This window comes from Streptococcus sp. CF7_Ac1-12 (assembly GCF_024295905.1).
GTDB classification, from domain to species: domain Bacteria; phylum Bacillota; class Bacilli; order Lactobacillales; family Streptococcaceae; genus Streptococcus; species Streptococcus mitis_AP.
In genome coordinates, this window is record NZ_JANCPG010000007.1 from 14,164 (window position 1) to 31,734 (window position 17,571).

The 17,571-nt window shown below is 35.0% G+C and carries 14 protein-coding genes and 3 tRNA genes; 10 read left to right on the plus strand and 7 right to left on the minus strand.

Annotation, left to right across the window (positions count from 1 at the left end; all coding sequences use genetic code 11):
* Nucleotides 1-173: 173 nt before the first annotated feature.
* Both NMM17_RS04690 and NMM17_RS04695 read right to left on the minus strand, forming a co-directional pair.
* Nucleotides 174-932, minus strand: a complete 759-nt coding sequence (locus tag NMM17_RS04690; RefSeq protein ID WP_000410386.1) for a ParB/RepB/Spo0J family partition protein — start codon at nucleotides 930-932, stop codon at nucleotides 174-176.
* A gap of 57 nt (nucleotides 933-989) precedes the next feature.
* The gene (locus NMM17_RS04695; RefSeq protein ID WP_000681582.1) at nucleotides 990-2,171 is read right to left on the minus strand and encodes a S1C family serine protease; all 1,182 of its coding nucleotides are present in this window, start codon (nucleotides 2,169-2,171) and stop codon (nucleotides 990-992) included.
* 183 nt (nucleotides 2,172-2,354) lie between these two features.
* Here NMM17_RS04695 and rlmH point away from each other — a divergent pair, with 183 nt between their 5' ends.
* The 7 genes from rlmH to NMM17_RS04730 all read left to right on the plus strand — a co-directional run bounded on the left by rlmH (nucleotide 2,355) and on the right by NMM17_RS04730 (nucleotide 5,538).
* Entirely contained in the window at nucleotides 2,355-2,834 is a 480-nt protein-coding gene (rlmH, locus tag NMM17_RS04700) for a 23S rRNA (pseudouridine(1915)-N(3))-methyltransferase RlmH (protein WP_000695947.1), read from the plus strand.
* Nucleotides 2,835-2,877: 43 nt separating this feature from the next.
* A tRNA-Arg gene (locus NMM17_RS04705) sits at nucleotides 2,878-2,951 on the plus strand.
* Nucleotides 2,952-3,115: 164 nt separating this feature from the next.
* Entirely contained in the window at nucleotides 3,116-3,241 is a 126-nt protein-coding gene (comC, locus tag NMM17_RS04710; RefSeq protein WP_000799684.1) for a competence-stimulating peptide ComC, read from the plus strand.
* A gap of 20 nt (nucleotides 3,242-3,261) precedes the next feature.
* The gene (gene comD / locus NMM17_RS04715) at nucleotides 3,262-4,587 is read left to right on the plus strand and encodes a competence system sensor histidine kinase ComD (RefSeq protein WP_001050352.1); all 1,326 of its coding nucleotides are present in this window, start codon (nucleotides 3,262-3,264) and stop codon (nucleotides 4,585-4,587) included.
* Nucleotides 4,584-5,336, plus strand: a complete 753-nt coding sequence (gene comE / locus NMM17_RS04720) for a competence system response regulator transcription factor ComE (protein WP_000866084.1) — start codon at nucleotides 4,584-4,586, stop codon at nucleotides 5,334-5,336. The genes comD and comE overlap by 4 nt, the downstream gene beginning before the upstream one ends.
* A gap of 51 nt (nucleotides 5,337-5,387) precedes the next feature.
* Nucleotides 5,388-5,459, plus strand: a tRNA-Glu gene (locus tag NMM17_RS04725).
* A gap of 5 nt (nucleotides 5,460-5,464) precedes the next feature.
* Nucleotides 5,465-5,538, plus strand: a tRNA-Asn gene (locus NMM17_RS04730).
* Between the two features lie 40 nt (nucleotides 5,539-5,578).
* Here the strand turns inward: NMM17_RS04730 and NMM17_RS04735 are convergent.
* Nucleotides 5,579-6,121 (minus strand): TetR/AcrR family transcriptional regulator, encoded by a 543-nt coding sequence (locus NMM17_RS04735; protein ID WP_001158275.1) that lies wholly within the window; start codon nucleotides 6,119-6,121, stop codon nucleotides 5,579-5,581.
* 127 nt (nucleotides 6,122-6,248) lie between these two features.
* Here NMM17_RS04735 and NMM17_RS04740 point away from each other — a divergent pair, with 127 nt between their 5' ends.
* A complete protein-coding gene (locus NMM17_RS04740) occupies nucleotides 6,249-8,891 on the plus strand; it encodes a YhgE/Pip domain-containing protein (protein ID WP_254753934.1) in 2,643 nt (880 codons plus the stop codon).
* A gap of 30 nt (nucleotides 8,892-8,921) precedes the next feature.
* On the opposite strand, the gene NMM17_RS04745 is transcribed toward NMM17_RS04740, so the two are convergent.
* Nucleotides 8,922-11,465, minus strand: a complete 2,544-nt coding sequence (locus NMM17_RS04745; protein ID WP_254753935.1) for a YfhO family protein — start codon at nucleotides 11,463-11,465, stop codon at nucleotides 8,922-8,924.
* A 58-nt stretch (nucleotides 11,466-11,523) separates the two neighbouring features.
* The gene (locus NMM17_RS04750) at nucleotides 11,524-13,146 is read right to left on the minus strand and encodes an ATP-binding cassette domain-containing protein (protein ID WP_000958767.1); all 1,623 of its coding nucleotides are present in this window, start codon (nucleotides 13,144-13,146) and stop codon (nucleotides 11,524-11,526) included.
* A 205-nt stretch (nucleotides 13,147-13,351) separates the two neighbouring features.
* Between NMM17_RS04750 and trpS the strand changes: the two genes are divergently transcribed.
* A complete protein-coding gene (gene trpS, locus NMM17_RS04755) occupies nucleotides 13,352-14,377 on the plus strand; it encodes a tryptophan--tRNA ligase (RefSeq protein WP_000165456.1) in 1,026 nt (341 codons plus the stop codon).
* A gap of 151 nt (nucleotides 14,378-14,528) precedes the next feature.
* Entirely contained in the window at nucleotides 14,529-16,007 is a 1,479-nt protein-coding gene (gene guaB / locus NMM17_RS04760) for an IMP dehydrogenase (protein ID WP_000073418.1), read from the plus strand.
* A 49-nt stretch (nucleotides 16,008-16,056) separates the two neighbouring features.
* On the opposite strand, the gene recF is transcribed toward guaB, so the two are convergent.
* Together recF and yaaA are read right to left on the minus strand one after the other, a co-directional pair.
* Complete coding sequence (gene recF, locus NMM17_RS04765) at nucleotides 16,057-17,154, minus strand: DNA replication/repair protein RecF (RefSeq protein ID WP_000266680.1); 1,098 nt, start codon at nucleotides 17,152-17,154, stop codon at nucleotides 16,057-16,059.
* 2 nt (nucleotides 17,155-17,156) lie between these two features.
* Nucleotides 17,157-17,525: a S4 domain-containing protein YaaA gene (gene yaaA, locus NMM17_RS04770; protein WP_000455893.1), complete on the minus strand. Its 369-nt coding sequence runs from the start codon at nucleotides 17,523-17,525 to the stop codon at nucleotides 17,157-17,159.
* Between the last annotated feature and the right edge of the window lie 46 nt (nucleotides 17,526-17,571).

Here is a 17,571-nt window from a genome sequence, read left to right on the forward strand (position 1 = left end):
ACTTATTTTACCATAGATAGCAAGAATTTTCCACAAGCTGTGAAAAATAATCCACAATGTTATTAAGTTTTATCCACAGGTTGGGGATAAAATCAGAAACTATTGATTTATTAAGTTTTTTATTGAAAAAAATAGTGGATAACCTTGTGAGATAAAAAAATAAAAGAACAGCCTTATTTCAGGCTGTTGATGATTCTATTGTATTCTTCTTGATTTGAAAAAGAAATAATGATTTTTCCACTATCTTTTTTAGACATTTTGATTTCTACATCTAATCCGAGTAGTTTTTTTAACTGTTCTTCTTCATTTTGTATGAAATGATTCGTTTTTTGAAGTTTCTTTTGTTTTTTCTCTGTCAGAAGAGCTTCTAACTTCCTTACAGAAATGTCTTCCTCGATGATTCGTTGAAAGAAATAGTCTTGTTGTTCCTTGTTCAACCCAACTAGAGAACGCGCATGGGCTTGTGATAGTTTGCCATTTTCTACTTCTGAGAGGATCTGTTCTGGCAAGGAAAGCAAGCGAATAGAGTTGCTGATATAAGGACGAGACTTGCCCATTTTATCTGCAATTTCAGTATGGGTGAATCCTTTATCTATGAGAGATTCATAGGCGCGTGCTTCTTCTATTGGGTTTAAATTTTCTCTCTGTAAATTTTCAATGATGGACTGGACAATCATCTCTTGATCTGAAAGCTGTTTAACAACAGCTGGGATAGACGTTAGACCAGCTAAAAGTGAAGCCCGATAGCGTCTCTCTCCTGCAAGGATTTCATAACCAATAACAGGAGATTGACGAACAATAATCGGTTGAATGACTCCATTTTCTTTTATAGATTGAGCTAGTTCATCTAGTTTTTCTCTATCAAATTCTTTTCGAGGTTGATAGGGATTTTTTTGTATATCTGTGATAGAAATCATTTCAAATTTTTCCATGATTCTACACTAACACATCTTTTCTCTTATGTAAAGGTTTCTTTACATAGATGTCAATTAAGATTCTAAATCACCTGAACTCTTGTCAAGTTTAATAGATGTAGTTTCTTCTTTACCGTTACGATAGTAAGTTATCTTAATGGTGTCTCCGATAGAATGATTGTAAAGAGCACTTTGTAAGTCTGTTGATGAAGCAATCTCTTTGTCATCTACTTTTGTAATAACATCGTATTTTTCAAGGTGACCATTTGCAGGCATATTGCTTTGTACAGAACGAACAACTACACCAGATGTTACATTGCTTGGAATATTCAGTCTTCTAATATCACTTGTATTAATATTTGAGAGATTGACCATTTGGATTCCCAAAGCTGGACGAGTCACTTTTCCGTTCTTTTCTAACTGTTCAATAATATTGATAGCATCATTTGCAGGGATTGCGAAACCAAGGCCTTCTACAGATGTGCCTCCATTTGTGGCAATTTTACTTGAGGTAATTCCGATAACCTGTCCTTGAATATTGATTAGTGGGCCACCAGAGTTACCTGGGTTAATAGCAGTATCAGTTTGGATAGCTTTTGTAGAAATAGCTTGTCCATCTTCAGATTTTAAAGATACATTTCGATTAAGACTAGATACGATACCTTGAGTGACAGTATTAGCATATTCAGAACCTAATGGGCTACCGATGGCAATAGCAGTTTCTCCTACGGTTAACTTGCTAGAATCACCAAACTCAGCTACTGTTGTCACTTTTTCTGAAGAGATTTTGACGACAGCAATATCAGAGAAAGTGTCCGCTCCGACAATTTCTCCGGGTACTTTAGTTCCATCTGACAAACGAATATCTACTTTGCTGGCGCCATTTATAACGTGATTATTGGTGACAATATAAGCTTCTTTATCATTCTTTTTATAAATAACCCCAGATCCTTCACTAGAGATTTGTTGAGAATCTGTGTCAGTATCATCATTTCCAAATACGCTATTTTGTCTATTTGCTGAATAAGTAATAACAGAAACAACAGCATCTTTTACTTTGTTAACAGCCTGTGTTGTTGAATTTTCGTTCTTATAGGCAGTCTGTGTAATGGTGCTATTGTTGTTAGAGTTGCTTACACTACTTTTTTGAGTTAGTTGAGCTATTGAAAAACTACCCAAGGCTCCACTAAAAAAGCTAATGACGATAACGACTAATAATTGAAACCCTTTTTTGTAAAATGTTTTTAGATGTTTCATATTTGCCTCCATTTATTTGAAATTACTGAAAGTATAAACTGACTAGCTTAATTATAACTTAAACACAAAAGTTTTTCACAGTTTGTGGATAACTTTTAAAAATCTGTGATTTTCTAGGTGAAATTTAACCTTTTGTTTTGTGAATAAGATGTGAAAAAATAGAGAATATGTTAGAATAGAGTCATGAAAATTAAAGTTGTAACAGTTGGGAAACTGAAAGAAAAGTATTTAAAAGATGGTATTACAGAGTATTCAAAACGAATTTCTCGATTTGCTAAGCTTGAAATGATAGAGCTAGCAGATGAAAAAACACCAGATAAGGCCAGTGAGTCAGAAAATCAAAAGATTTTAGAAATAGAAGGTCAGAGAATTTTATCAAAAGTTGGTGATCGTGATTTTGTTATTGTGTTGGCTATAGAAGGGAAAACTTTCTCCTCAGAAGAATTTAGTAAGCATTTAGAAGAAGCTTCTATAAAAGGATTTTCTACTCTTACTTTTATTATTGGAGGGAGTCTGGGATTAGCACAGGATGTAAAAAAGAGAGCTAATCTCTCTGTTAGTTTTGGCCGCTTAACTTTGCCCCATCAGTTAATGAGACTAGTCCTTGCTGAACAAATCTATCGCGCTTTTACGATTCAGCAGGGATCACCCTACCATAAATAGAAAATTGACTTTTAATTGAATTTTTGGTAGAATAATTGTGTTAGGTCTCATAGCTCAGCTGGATAGAGCATTCGCCTTCTAAGCGAACGGTCGCAGGTTCGAATCCTGCTGGGATCAATATAGTAGCAAAGCTGGGAATTTTCCCGGCTTTTTTCTTAAAAAAGTACACTTTGGGAGAAAAAAATGACAGTTGAGAGAATTTTATCTAAAACGAAATTCCATTTTGTATAATAGTTTTTGTAAGTTATCTTACAAGAAAAAACATTTTAGGAGATTTTATTATGAAAAACACAGTTAAATTGGAACAGTTTGTAGCCTTGAAGGAAAAAGACTTGCAGGAGATTAAAGGTGGGGAAAGTAGACTGTCAAGATTACTCCGTGATTTTATTTTCCAAATAAAACAGTAATGAAATAAGGAGAAAGAGTAATGAATTTGCTTGAATTTGGGACAGTTATTGTTTATTTTTTAATTATTAGTTACAGTTACCATTTAATTTGTAAAGGTCAAGTAAATAGAAGAGAACTATACGTTTTTGGTGCTTATACATTACTAACAGCAATAGCACTTGATTTTCCCTTATATCTTCTAAATTTAGATGGGTTAGGGATTGCAACATTTTTATTTCCTTTGGGCTTATATTCCTATTTTCGATGGATTAAACAGTATGAGAGGGATAGAGGACTATTCCTAAGTTTACTACTATCTCTTTTATATGAGAGCACTCATAACTTTCTGTCCGTAACTTTTTCCTCTATAACAGGAGACAATTTTGTTTCACAATATCATGCCCCATTCTTTTTCGTTGTAACAGTGTTGACTTATGTTGTTATCTTAAAAATCATTCATTATTTCCACTTAGAACTAAACTATTTTGATAAGGACTACCTTTATCCCTTCTTGAAAAAAGTATTTTTTGCTTTACTACTGCTCCATACTGCATCTTTCGTTTCAGATATGGTAAGTACGGTTAAACATTTGAATAGTTTTGGAAGTATTTTGTCATCTATTGTTTTTATCTCTCTCCTTTTGACCTTCTTTGCAATGAATTCTCATAAAGATCAAATGGAGAAAGAGATTGCTTTGAAGCAGAAAAAATTTGAACAGAAACATTTACAGAATTATACAGATGAAATTGTCGGACTGTATAATGAAATCCGTGGTTTTAGACATGACTATGCTGGGATGCTTGTCAGCATGCAGATGGCAATTGACAGTGGTGATTTACAGGAAATTGACAGAATTTACAATGAAGTTTTGGTCAAAGCAAATCATAAACTGCGTTCAGATAAGTATACTTACTTTGATTTGAACAACATAGAAGATTCAGCTTTACGAAGTTTGGTTGCTCAGTCCATTGTCTATGCTCGAAATAATGGTGTAGAGTTTACACTGGAAGTAAAAGATACGATTACCAAGCTCCCAATTGAACTATTGGATTTGGTTCGTATCATGAGCGTTTTATTGAACAATGCTGTCGAAGGATCGGCTGATAGTTATAAAAAACAGATGGAAGTAGCAGTTATTAAGATGGAGATTGAAACAGTTATTGTGATTCAGAATTCATGTAAAATGACGATGACTCCTTCAGGAGATCTATTTGCTTTAGGATTCTCCACTAAGGGAAGAAATCGCGGGGTAGGATTAAATAATGTGAAAGAACTACTAGATAAGTACAATAACATTATTTTAGAAACAGAGATGGAAGGCAGTACATTTAGACAAATTATTAGATTTAAGAGGGAATTTGAATGAAAGTTTTAATTTTAGAGGATGTTATTGAACATCAAGTGAGACTAGAGAGAATATTGAATGAAATTTCGAAAGAATCGAATATTCCAATATCATACAAGACAACAGGAAAAGTCCGTGAATTTGAAGAATACATTGAAAATGATGAAGTAAATCAGCTTTATTTCCTAGATATCGATATTCATGGAATTGAGAAAAAAGGATTTGAGGTTGCTCAGCTCATTCGTCATTACAATCCTTACGCTATTATCGTCTTTATCACCAGTCGATCAGAGTTTGCGACTCTAACCTATAAATACCAGGTATCAGCCCTAGATTTTGTTGATAAGGATATCAATGATGAGATGTTTAAGAAGAGAATTGAACAAAATATCTTCTACACGAAGAGTATGTTACTTGAAAATGAAGATGTTGTAGATTATTTCGACTACAATTACAAGGGAAATGATTTAAAAATTCCTTACCATGATATTTTGTATATTGAAACAACAGGTGTCTCTCATAAATTGCGCATTATTGGTAAGAATTTTGCAAAAGAGTTCTATGGAACAATGACAGATATTCAGGAAAAGGACAAACATACTCAGCGATTTTATTCTCCTCATAAGTCATTTTTGGTAAATATAGGTAACATCAGAGAAATTGATCGAAAAAACTTAGAAATTGTTTTCTATGAAGATCATCGCTGTCCTATTTCAAGGTTAAAAATTAGAAAATTAAAAGATATTTTAGAGAAAAAATCTCAAAAGTGATTGACAATTAGTAAGAAATTGATATAATGGTTATATCTGCTACAGATAGAAGGTCCGTTGGTCAAGGGGTTAAGACACCGCCTTTTCACGGCGGTAACACGGGTTCGAATCCCGTACGGACTATTTTATCCGCCATAGCTCAGTTGGTAGTAGCGCATGACTGTTAATCATGATGTCGTAGGTTCGAGTCCTACTGGCGGAGTATAGATAAAAGGGAACACAGCTGTGTTCCTCTTTTTGTATCAATTTGTATCACCAAGCATCTTCATAAGGAAGTCTGTTATTTCTTGAGGACTTTCTTTTTTTCCATGTGCAATCCAAGTTTGGCAGACACCAAAAAGTGCGTGAGTTAGATAGATGCTACTATATTCTAATTCAGTGGTATTAAGATTCAGTTGCATAAATCGCTTTTGTAAATCTGTACTGAGCATGATATGAAGTTTATTTCGTAAGAAATTTTGAATTTCTTTGGTCCCATTTTCAGAAAGAAGGGCAGCCAGAAGTGGTTCTGACTCTAGATATTCAAATACTTCTAAAATAGCATCTCTTTTGTGATGAGCATGTTTTTGAAAAATATATTCAAATGTATGGAATAGCTTGCTTTGATAGTGCTCAATCATATCATACTTATCCTTATAGTGAGTATAGAAGCTGGAACGACTAATTCCGGCTTTTTCTGCTAGCTTGACAGTAGAAATTTGATCAAATGGCTGTTCCATCAGTAATTGTACCATAGCATTTTCAATAGTTCGCTTTGTTTTTAAGCGTTTGTTACTTTCTTGCATATTTCCTCCTTATAAACAAATTAGACTATATGTCTAAAAATGGATTTTTTATCTTGTAATTTAGATTTTTTATTGTATAATCTATTATATCAAAATTTTAGACAATATGTTTAAAAAAGGAGAAACTATGTTTAAAGAATGGAAAGCAATTTTAAAAAAACCAACCTTTATTATTATCATGGTAGGGATTTCTCTTATTCCAGCTCTGTACAATATCATATTTTTGTCATCAATGTGGGATCCATATGGTCAATTGTCTGACTTACCTGTGGCAGTGGTCAATAATGATAAAGAGGCTTCCTATAATGGTAATACTATGGTAATAGGAAAAGACATGGTGTCCAATTTAAAAGAAAATGAAACCTTGGATTTTCATTTTGTAGATGAAGAAGAAGGTGAGAAGGGCTTAGAAAATGGCGATTACTATATGGTAGTGACTTTACCAAGTGATTTATCTGAAAAAGCAGCTTCTATTTTAACGAATCATCCAGAGCAAATGCAAATCGATTATCAGACTTCAAGTGGTCATAGCTTTATTGCAAGCAAGATGAGTGATTCTGCTATGACACAATTAAAGCAGAATGTTTCTACCAATGTAACCGAGACCTATACCAAAGCTTTATTTAACAAAATAATTGATTTAAAGGATGGTATGAATCAAGCAGCTTCAGGCAGTGAAAAATTAACTGATGGAGCGAATCAGTTAGTGGCAGGAAGTCAAACATTAACTACTAACCTAAACTCTTTAGCCGATTCAAGTTTAACATTTTCAAATGGAACGGAGCAGTTTACTAGAGGATTATCCTCTTATGTTTCTGGTGTCGAACAACTTCATCTTGGCTTAGGGAATTTTAATAGTGGTTTAGTTACATATACTGGTGCAGTGAGTCAATTAGATATCGGATTAGGTCAATTGTCTTCAAAAAGTCCTGAATTAGTAGGGGGAATCAACCAACTATATACTGGTGTAGAGTCCTATACTGGCGGTGTTTCTAAGCTCAATGCTGGTCTTAATCAATTTTCATCTGGTATTAGTGCCTATACAAATGGAGTGGGAAATCTTGCAACAGGTGCCCATCAGTTATCTAATCAATCAGCTACACTTCGAATGGGTGTGGAGCAATTAAGTGAAGGGATTCAACAACTTTCTAGCAAGTTAGAGGCTTCGTCTGAGCAAAAAAATCAAATTAATCAATTATCTTCTGGTCTGAATCAGTTAAATCAAGCTATTCAAAATATTGATGTTGGTGATACAAAACAATTAGATTCTGTTTTATCAAGTATAGTGTCTCTTTCTAATCAAATGCTAGCAAGTGCTCAGTCTGATAAAGCGACTACATTAGCCAATATTCAATCGACAGGAGCTTATCAATCTTTGACAAGTGAGCAACAAGCTGAAATAAGTGCTTCTGTATCTCAAAATTCGACTGATAGTATTCAATCGGCTCAGTCAATTGTAGCTTTAGCTCAAGGTATACAGGGAAGTTTAGAAAACTTACAAAATCAATCTTCTAATCTTTCGACTTTAAAAAATCAATCTAATCAAGTATTACCGCTTGCTTCTAATTCTTTGACAGGATTGTCAAGTGGATTAACAGAAATACAAGGAGCTGTTACTAGCAAATTAGTTCCTGCCAGTCAGTCTATTACATCAGGTGTAAATGCATATACTGCAGGTGTTGATAAAGTTTCTCAAGGCGCAAGTCAACTAAGTGAAAAAAATTCCACCTTGACAGGTAGTTTGGACCAACTAGTTTCAGGCTCAACTACCTTGACACAAAAATCTTCTAGCTTGACAGCAGGAGTTGGTCAATTAGTTGAAAAAACTCCAGAATTAGTATCTGGTATTGAAAAATTATCAACTGGATCCAATCAATTGAATCAAAAGAGTCAAGAATTGATAGCAGGAGTTGATAAATTACAATCAGGAACTAGCCAACTCGCTGACAAATCCAGTCAGTTAATTTCAGGTGCTTCTCAATTAGAAAGTGGAGCTAATAAATTGGTAGATGGAGCTGGGAAACTAGCAGAAGGTGGAACAAAGTTAACTTCTGGATTGGAAGGTTTACAGACAGGAGTTGCTTCTTTAGGACAAGGACTAAGTAATGCTAGTGAACAACTCAAATCAGCATCTACGGAATCTCAAAATGCAGAGATTTTGTCAAATCCTCTCAGTCTTTCCAAAACAGACAATGATCAAGTTCCTGTAAATGGAATTGCAATGGCTCCTTATATGATATCAGTTGCTCTCTTTGTTGCAGCAATATCAACGAATATGATTTTTGCGAAGCTGCCTTCAGGACGTCATCCAGAGAGCCGCTGGGCTTGGTTGAAATCTCGAGCTGAAATAAATGGTATTATAGCTGTTTTAGCAGGAATTTTGGTATATGGAGGAGTCCATCTTATTGGGTTAACTGCTAATCATGAAATGAGAACATTTATTCTCATCATCTTAATAAGTTTAGTATTCATGTCTATGGTGACTGCTTTAACAACGTGGAATAGCCGTATAGGAGCTTTCTTCTCTCTTATCTTGCTTTTATTACAGTTGGCATCAAGTGCCGGTACTTATCCACTTGCTTTGACAAATGATTTCTTTAGAGCTATTAATCCTTGGTTACCAATGAGTTATTCAGTTTCAGGATTACGACAAACAATCTCTATGACAGGAAATATTCATCACCAAGTTATTTTCCTTGCTGTGATATTAGTACTATTTATTGGTTTAGGTATGCTAGCCTATCAACCTAAGAAAATGGAAGGAGATTAAAAAAATCGACCGATTAACTGGTCGATTTTTTTATGCCTTAGATGACTTTCGTCTGTGATTATAGATTCCAAATAGTAAGAGAGAAGTAAAGGAACAGATTGCTCCAGTAATAAACCCATTAGGAATAAAGGAAAGTGTAATAGTTCCTTTCCCCTTAGGAATATCAACTTTCATAAAGCCAGTTTGAGCTTGTTTAATTTCTATTTTCTTACCATCTTGGTAGACAGACCAACCTTTGTCATAAGGAATGGTGAAGAAAATAGACGTATCTTGTTGGACATCATATGTAGCAAAAACCTTGTTTTTAGAAGTCGATACTGTTACTGGTTGTTCTTTAATTTTTTGAATTGCCTCAGTTAAAGTTTGGGTATCTAAACGGTAGAAGGTAGGAGATTCAAATGATACTTGTGAATTTCCAGGGAAACTAACATGAATATTGAAAGTTTTTTTCTCTTTTGCATATCCTAGATTAAAGAAGGAGAAGGCATTATCAGTTGTAAAAGTTTTCTTTTTCCCATTGACAAGAATGTCAACCTTCTTTTGTTTATCATTAGAAAAGTGAAGGTTTGTGAAAGAAAGATAAACTTGGCTGTTTTCTGGTACTTCAATTTGATACTGGATTGCTGCATCCTCATTTGAAGAACTTGTAACACTGATCAAATTATCAGTATTTTCTGTTTTTTCGTAAGGAATTGGAGAAAAATAATCAAAATCGACGTTAGCAAGTTGATTTAAAAACGAGGCTTGATTATCCAAAGTATGCTCATTAAACTTGACATCATTGTAAACAGATTGACTAGCAAAGGCAATAGGAAGAGAGAATTGATTTTCGTATAGTGTAAGATTATCTTTTTGATATACATCTTGGAAACCATACTTATCAATAGGATTGTTTGAGATATTGTACTGGATGCCAAATAAACTATCAGCTAAAATACTATTATTGGAATATCGGAGATTGAGATTAGTCCCAGAGGATTTAAATCCAAGTTTATCCAAAGTAGAGCTTGCTGAACGATTTCGAACAGAAGAAAATTGAGAGATTCCATTGTAATTGAATTTCATACTGTCATTTCCAGTTTGAGTTTCTAGTTTTTCAGTACGAGTAAATTGGTTCCCAATATATGTTGAGAAAGATTCCATAGCTGGGATATCTCGATTATAAGCACTTCGAGAAGCAAATCCCCATTCCTTAGCAATTCCGTCCATTTGAGATGAAGCATTTAAGCTCATTTCAACCATTATAAATAAAGAGATTAGAATAGCAAATAGATTTACAGAGATAAACTTTTTGATAACTGCAAGGAGTAAAAGAGAATAGACAACTAAAAATTCAAGAGTAAGTAGAATATTCAAATCTGTTAAAAAAGAATAATGCGATTTTAGATAGATGGTAGCTAAAAATCCTGTTGCAACAAGAAAAATCGAAGCTAAAAAATTCCAGACTTTAATTTCTTTCAGACGATTTAAGACTTCTGCTGCTGTGTAAATTAACAAGGTAGAGAAAATCCAAGCATAGCGATGTAAAAACATATTTGGAGTATGCATACCTTGCCAAAATAAATCAAGAGCTTCTATATAAAAGCTTGCAATTAGAAATGCAAAGAAAATTGCATAGATAAGTTTCACGTGAAACTTAATGGATTTTATCGTAAAAAATAAAATGGTCAAAATAAAGGGAAGTAGTCCAACAAAAATCATTGGGATAGCCCCATACTTTGTTGTATCGAAGGAACCGATGAATTGCTTAGCAAAGAGATCAAGATACCAGCTACTTTCAGTTTGAAACTTTGTAACTTCTGTCAATTTTTCCCCATGTGTCTGTAAATCAAATAGAGTAGGAAGAGTCATAATCAAACTGGCCATTCCTGCTAAAAAGGAAGTAACAATAAAATCAAGAAAAGATGATTTTCGAGTCTTAAAATCCCACGAAATTTGACAGAGATACCAGAAAATAAGAAACAATACTGTCATATAGCCAAAATAATAGTTTTGAATAAACAAGATTGACAGACTTGTAAAGTATAGTAGGCGCTTCTTTTGTGTTATAAGTATATGTAAGCCAGTTATAACTAAAGGAATCAAGATAAAAACATCTAACCAAGTTTTTATCTCTAGTTGACTAACAGAGAAACTCATCAGAGCATAGGAAGTAGATAAAGCTAGTTTTAAAGCCTTAGGAATCGATTGAAATAATTTATTTAAACTAAAGTAAGTTGACAGTCCAATCAATCCAAATTTTAAGAGAGTTGTCAGATAGACAGCATCTGGCATATTCGACAGATTAAAAAAGTAAACTAGAGGTGAAAGGAAACTTCCTAAGTAATAACTAGATAGGGCATAGAAATTTAATCCGAGGCCACTTGTAAAGGTGTAAAACAGACTACCATTTCCATGCAGGATATTTCGTAAAGTTACATCAAAAATAACGTATTGATGAAACCCATCTCCTAATAGTGGAGATGTCTCGCTGTTCCAGTAGATACCTTGAGATAGATATACTCCTGTCATAATCAATAAGGGAATGATGAAAGAAACAAAATAGGTCCAATATGTTTTAAAAAATAATTTCATGTTACCTCATAAAATGTTAGAAAACTCAGCTGGTTAATCCAACTGAGTTTTGAAGTTTTTAGTCTTTCCAAAGTTCTTTTACTTTTGCTTGTACTTCTGCATTTTCTAGGAATTCATCATAGGTTTCATCGATACGGTCAATGACGCCATTTTTGGACAAGACAATGATATGGTTAGCTAGAGTTTGAATAAACTCGTGGTCATGGCTAGCAAAGATGATTGATTCTTTAAAGTTTTTCAATCCATCATTCAAGCTTGAGATAGATTCCAAGTCCAAGTGATTGGTTGGATCATCAAGTACAAGGACATTTGATTTCAAGAGCATAAGTTTTGAAAGCATGACACGCACTTTTTCTCCCCCTGACAAAACGTTTACAGGTTTGTTAACTTCATCTCCAGAGAAGAGCATACGGCCGAGGAATCCACGTAGGAAAGTATTGTCATCTTCTTCTTTACTTGCGAATTGACGCAACCAGTCAAGGATTGACTCTCCTCCTGCAAAATCTGCCGAGTTATCTTTTGGCAAGTAAGAACGGCTAGTAGTTACTCCCCACTTGACAGTTCCTTCATAGTCAATGTCCCCCATGATTGCACGAATTAATGCAGTCGTTTGGATGTCATTTTGTCCAATTAGCGCTGTCTTATCACCTGGACGTAAGATAAAGCTGATATTATCTAAAATAGTCTCACCATCAATCTTTACAGATAGATTTTCTACTGTCAAGAGATCATTACCGATTTCACGTTCCGCTTTAAAGTTGATAAATGGATATTTACGACTAGATGGCACAATTTCTTCAAGTTCAATTTTATCAAGCATTTTCTTACGTGATGTTGCTTGCCTTGATTTAGAAGCATTGGCAGAGAAACGAGCAACGAATTCTTGCAATTGCTTAATCTTTTCTTCTGCTTTGGCATTACGGTCTGCTAGCAATTTAGCAGCGAGTTCAGAAGATTCCTTCCAGAAGTCATAGTTTCCGACATAGAGTTTGATTTTTCCAAAGTCAAGGTCGGCCATGTGAGTACATACTTTGTTCAAGAAGTGACGGTCGTGGGATACTACGATAACGGTGTTATCAAAATCAATCAAGAAGTCTTCTAACCAAGTAATCGATTGGATATCCAAACCGTTGGTTGGCTCGTCCAAAAGAAGAACATCTGGTTTACCAAAAAGTGCTTTGGCTAGGAGAACTTTTACTTTTTCACCGTTGGCCAATTCGCTCATGTTTTGATAGTGCAATTCTTCTGGAATGTTTAGGTTTTGAAGTAGTTGAGAGGCTTCACTCTCTGCTTCCCAACCTCCAAGCTCGGCAAACTCTCCTTCGAGTTCGGCAGCACGGACGCCATCCTCATCTGAGAAATCTTCCTTCATGTAGATAGCATCTTTCTCCTTCATGATGCTATAAAGTTTTTCATTTCCCATAATAACGACATCAATGGCACGTTCATCCTCATAGTCAAAGTGATTTTGACGAAGCACAGAGAGACGTTCATCTGGACCAAGAGAAATATGACCAGTAGTAGGTTCGATATCTCCAGCTAAAATTTTTAAAAAGGTTGATTTTCCGGCACCATTAGCACCGATTAATCCGTAAGTATTTCCTTCTGTAAATTTGATATTGACATCATCAAAAAGTTTACGATCACTAAAACGTAGTGAAACATCAGATACTGTAAGCAATATTTTTCTCCTATATGTGTAATATATTTATTCTACTAGAAAATACAGAAATATTCAAATTTTTATTTGTCAATTTTGTGTAAACTATATTTACAGTATCCTTTACACAAATCCGTAAATGGCAAGACTGATTTATTTTGATAAATTACGGTTATTTTATTAAAAAAATGCTATAATTGAAGGGACCACATCGAAGGAGAATAAAATGACTAAACCCATTATTTTAACAGGAGACCGTCCAACAGGAAAATTGCATATTGGACATTATGTTGGCAGTCTCAAAAATCGAGTATTGTTACAGGAAGAGGATAAGTATGATATGTTTGTGTTCTTGGCTGACCAACAAGCTTTGACAGATCATGCTAAAGATCCTCAAACAATTGTAGAGTCTATCGGAAATGTTGCTTTGGATTATCTTGCAGTTGGATTGGATCCAAGTAAATCAACTATCTTTATTCAAAGCCAAATTCCAGAATTAGCTGAGTTATCTATGTATTATATGAATCTAGTTTCATTAGCACGTTTGGAGCGTAATCCAACTGTCAAGACAGAGATTGCTCAGAAAGGATTTGGAGAAAGTATTCCGACAGGCTTCTTAGTTTACCCAATAGCTCAAGCAGCTGACATTACAGCTTTTAAGGCTAATTATGTTCCTGTTGGGACAGATCAGAAACCAATGATTGAGCAAACTCGTGAAATTGTTCGTTCATTTAACAATGCATATAACTGTGATGTCTTGGTAGAGCCAGAAGGTATTTATCCAGAAAATGAGAGAGCAGGGCGTTTGCCTGGTTTAGATGGAAATGCTAAAATGTCTAAATCCCTTAATAACGGTATTTATTTAGCTGATGATGCGGATACTTTGCGTAAAAAAGTAATGAGTATGTATACAGATCCAGATCATATCCGTGTTGAGGATCCAGGTAAGATTGAAGGAAATATGGTTTTCCATTATCTAGATGTTTTTGGTCGTCCAGAAGATGCTCAAGAAATTGCTGATATGAAAGAACATTATCAACGAGGTGGTCTTGGTGATGTGAAGACCAAGCGTTATCTACTTGAAATATTAGAACGTGAACTTGGTCCTATTCGTGAGCGCCGTATCGAATTTGCTAAGGATATGGGAGAAGTTTATAATATGCTTCAAAAAGGTAGTGAAAGAGCACGTGAAGTTGCGGGTCAAACCCTATCTGATGTTAAAGGGGCCATGGGACTTCATTACTTTAACTGAGTTTATTTTACAAGAAACTATCATTTCTATATCAAAGAAAAGATAGTTTTTTATTTGCTCCTGTAACATTTGACAAATTTTTATAGAATGGTATGATAGATACAATATAAAAAGAGTCAAGCTCAAAAAGAAAGAAAAGAGGAAACTTCGAATGTCTAATTGGGACACTAAATTTTTGAAAAAAGGTTTTACCTTTGATGATGTATTGCTTATTCCAGCTGAAAGTCATGTGTTGCCTAACGATGCAGATTTAACAACTAAATTGGCAGATAATTTGACTTTAAATATCCCAATTATTACCGCTGCCATGGACACAGTTACAGAGAGTCAAATGGCCATTGCTATTGCTCGTGCAGGCGGTCTCGGAGTTATCCATAAAAACATGTCAATTGCTCAACAAGCAGACGAGGTTCGTAAGGTAAAACGTTCTGAAAATGGAGTTATTATTGATCCGTTCTTCTTGACGCCTGAACATACAATCGCTGAAGCTGATGAGCTTATGGGACGTTACCGTATCAGTGGTGTTCCAGTTGTTGAAACACTTGAAAATCGTAAATTAGTTGGTATTTTGACAAATCGAGATCTTCGTTTTATTTCAGATTATAACCAACCAATTTCAAATCATATGACTAGTGAAAATCTTGTGACTGCTCCTGTGGGTACAGATCTTGCAACGGCTGAAAGCATTCTTCAAGAACACCGTATTGAAAAACTTCCGTTGGTAGATGAAGAAGGCCGTCTTTCTGGTTTGATTACTATTAAAGATATTGAAAAAGTTATTGAGTTTCCAAATGCGGCTAAAGATGAGTTTGGTCGTCTTCTGGTTGCTGGTGCAGTAGGTGTTACTTCAGATACATTTGAACGTGCAGAGGCTCTTTTTGAGGCAGGAGCGGATGCGATTGTTATTGATACTGCGCATGGTCATTCTGCAGGTGTCTTGCGTAAAATTGCTGAGATTCGTGCTCATTTCCCAGACCGTACACTGATTGCTGGAAATATTGCTACTGCTGAAGGTGCACGTGCCCTTTATGAAGCAGGTGTAGACGTTGTCAAGGTTGGGATTGGCCCAGGTTCTATCTGTACTACTCGTGTGATTGCTGGTGTTGGTGTTCCGCAAGTAACAGCTATCTATGATGCTGCAGCTGTTGCGCGTGAATATGGTAAAACGATCATTGCTGACGGTGGAATCAAGTATTCTGGAGATATTGTAAAAGCCCTTGCAGCAGGTGGCAATGCCGTTATGCTTGGATCTATGTTTGCTGGAACTGATGAAGCTCCAGGAGAAACCGAAATCTTCCAAGGACGTAAATTCAAGACTTACCGTGGTATGGGTTCAATCGCTGCTATGAAGAAAGGTTCAAGCGACCGTTACTTCCAAGGTTCTGTCAATGAAGCAAACAAACTCGTTCCAGAAGGAATTGAAGGTCGTGTTGCTTATAAAGGAGCGGCAGCTGATATTGTCTTCCAAATGATTGGTGGTATTCGCTCTGGTATGGGTTATTGTGGTGCAGCTAACCTTAAAGAACTACATGATAATGCTCAATTTATTGAAATGTCTGGTGCTGGTTTGAAAGAAAGCCATCCTCATGATGTACAAATTACGAATGAGGCACCAAATTATTCCATGTAAAAACAATGAAAAGAACTCCCGTGAAAACAGGAGTTCTTTTACAATGTTGTCAACTTACCTTTACAGTAACTTTACCATCCTGAATAGTGAAAATGCTTAGATTTTCTGGCAGATTTTGAAGATGATCTAAGCTGGTTGTTGTGATAAAGGTTTGTATTGAATGTGAAATCGTTTCTAATAGTTTTAGTTGTCTAGTGTTGTCAAGTTCGCTCATAACATCGTCAAGCAGTAATATTGGAGATTCTGTAGTAATACTTTCCATTAATTCGATTTCTGCTAATTTTATAGATAGGACGAGACTACGATGTTGACCTTGACTTCCAAAACTAGCATCCATCCTATTTATATAAAAAGAAATATCATCTCGATGAGGACCAACATCAGTATTCTTTTTAAATAAATCTCTGGACCTACTTTTTTCTAAAGCAATTTTGAAAGATTCTGATAAGTCTTCTTTGTCAGTTAGCTTAACAGAAGATTGATAGGATATTGACAGTTCTTCAATCTGATTAGAGATTTCAAAATGTTTCTTACGCCCAAAATGCTCTAGTTTTTTTATGAAATCTAAGCGGTGCTTCATTACGCGACATCCATAATCGACTAGCTGATCATCTAGTACTGAAAGGAAGGTTTCATCTATTGTTTGAGCTGATTTTAAATAGGTATTTCTTTGCTTAAGGATGTGATTATAATTGGTTAAGTCAGATAAATAGATTGGCTTAATTTGCCCAAGCTCCATATCAATGAATTTTCGTCGAACTGAAGGTGCTCCTTTAATTAGTTGTAAATCTTCAGGAGCAAATAAGACAACATTCATGTGTCCTACGTAATCTGAAAGTCGTGCCTGTTTTAAGTGATTCACTTTTGTCACACGTCCTTTTTGTGTTAGTTCAATTTCGAGAGGAACGGATCCCGTTTTTTTCTGAACAAGACCTGAAAGATGAAGTTGTTCCTCATCAAAATGAATGAGATTTTTATCTGTTCGAGTTCGATGACTACGTGTTAAGGCTAAAAAATAGATAGCCTCTAACATATTTGTTTTTCCTTGAGCATTACGTCCTAAAAAGACATTTAATTTAGGATTAAAGTTTATTTTCGTCTCTTTATAGTTACGAAAAGTTTTGAGAGATAGATGTTGTAGCCACATGATTATCTACCAGGGAATCGCGGAGCTTGTTTGCTTTTGGGTGAAGAAGTAGGTTTTGATTTATCTTTTTTTACTCCCTTATTCATCTCTTTAACAAGCTTAGCGATTCGTTCTTTTTCAACTTTATCAGCTTGGTATTCCCCTTGCTCCTCAGAAGTAGGTTGTGTCAACAAGATGTCAATATTCATGTCAGGGATGTCAACTTTATCACCAATACGAAGTTTTTTACCACGACGATTCTCTAATTCCCCATTAAAGTAAACAGAATGTTCAGAGAGAAATGATTTGATAGCTCCTCCGCTATGTGTAATTCCAAGTTCTTTGAGTAGTGCTTGGAGGGTAATAAATTCTTCAAATAATTTGTATTCCATAATTCACCTCAATCTTTGGTATTATACCATATTTTCCTAAAAATAG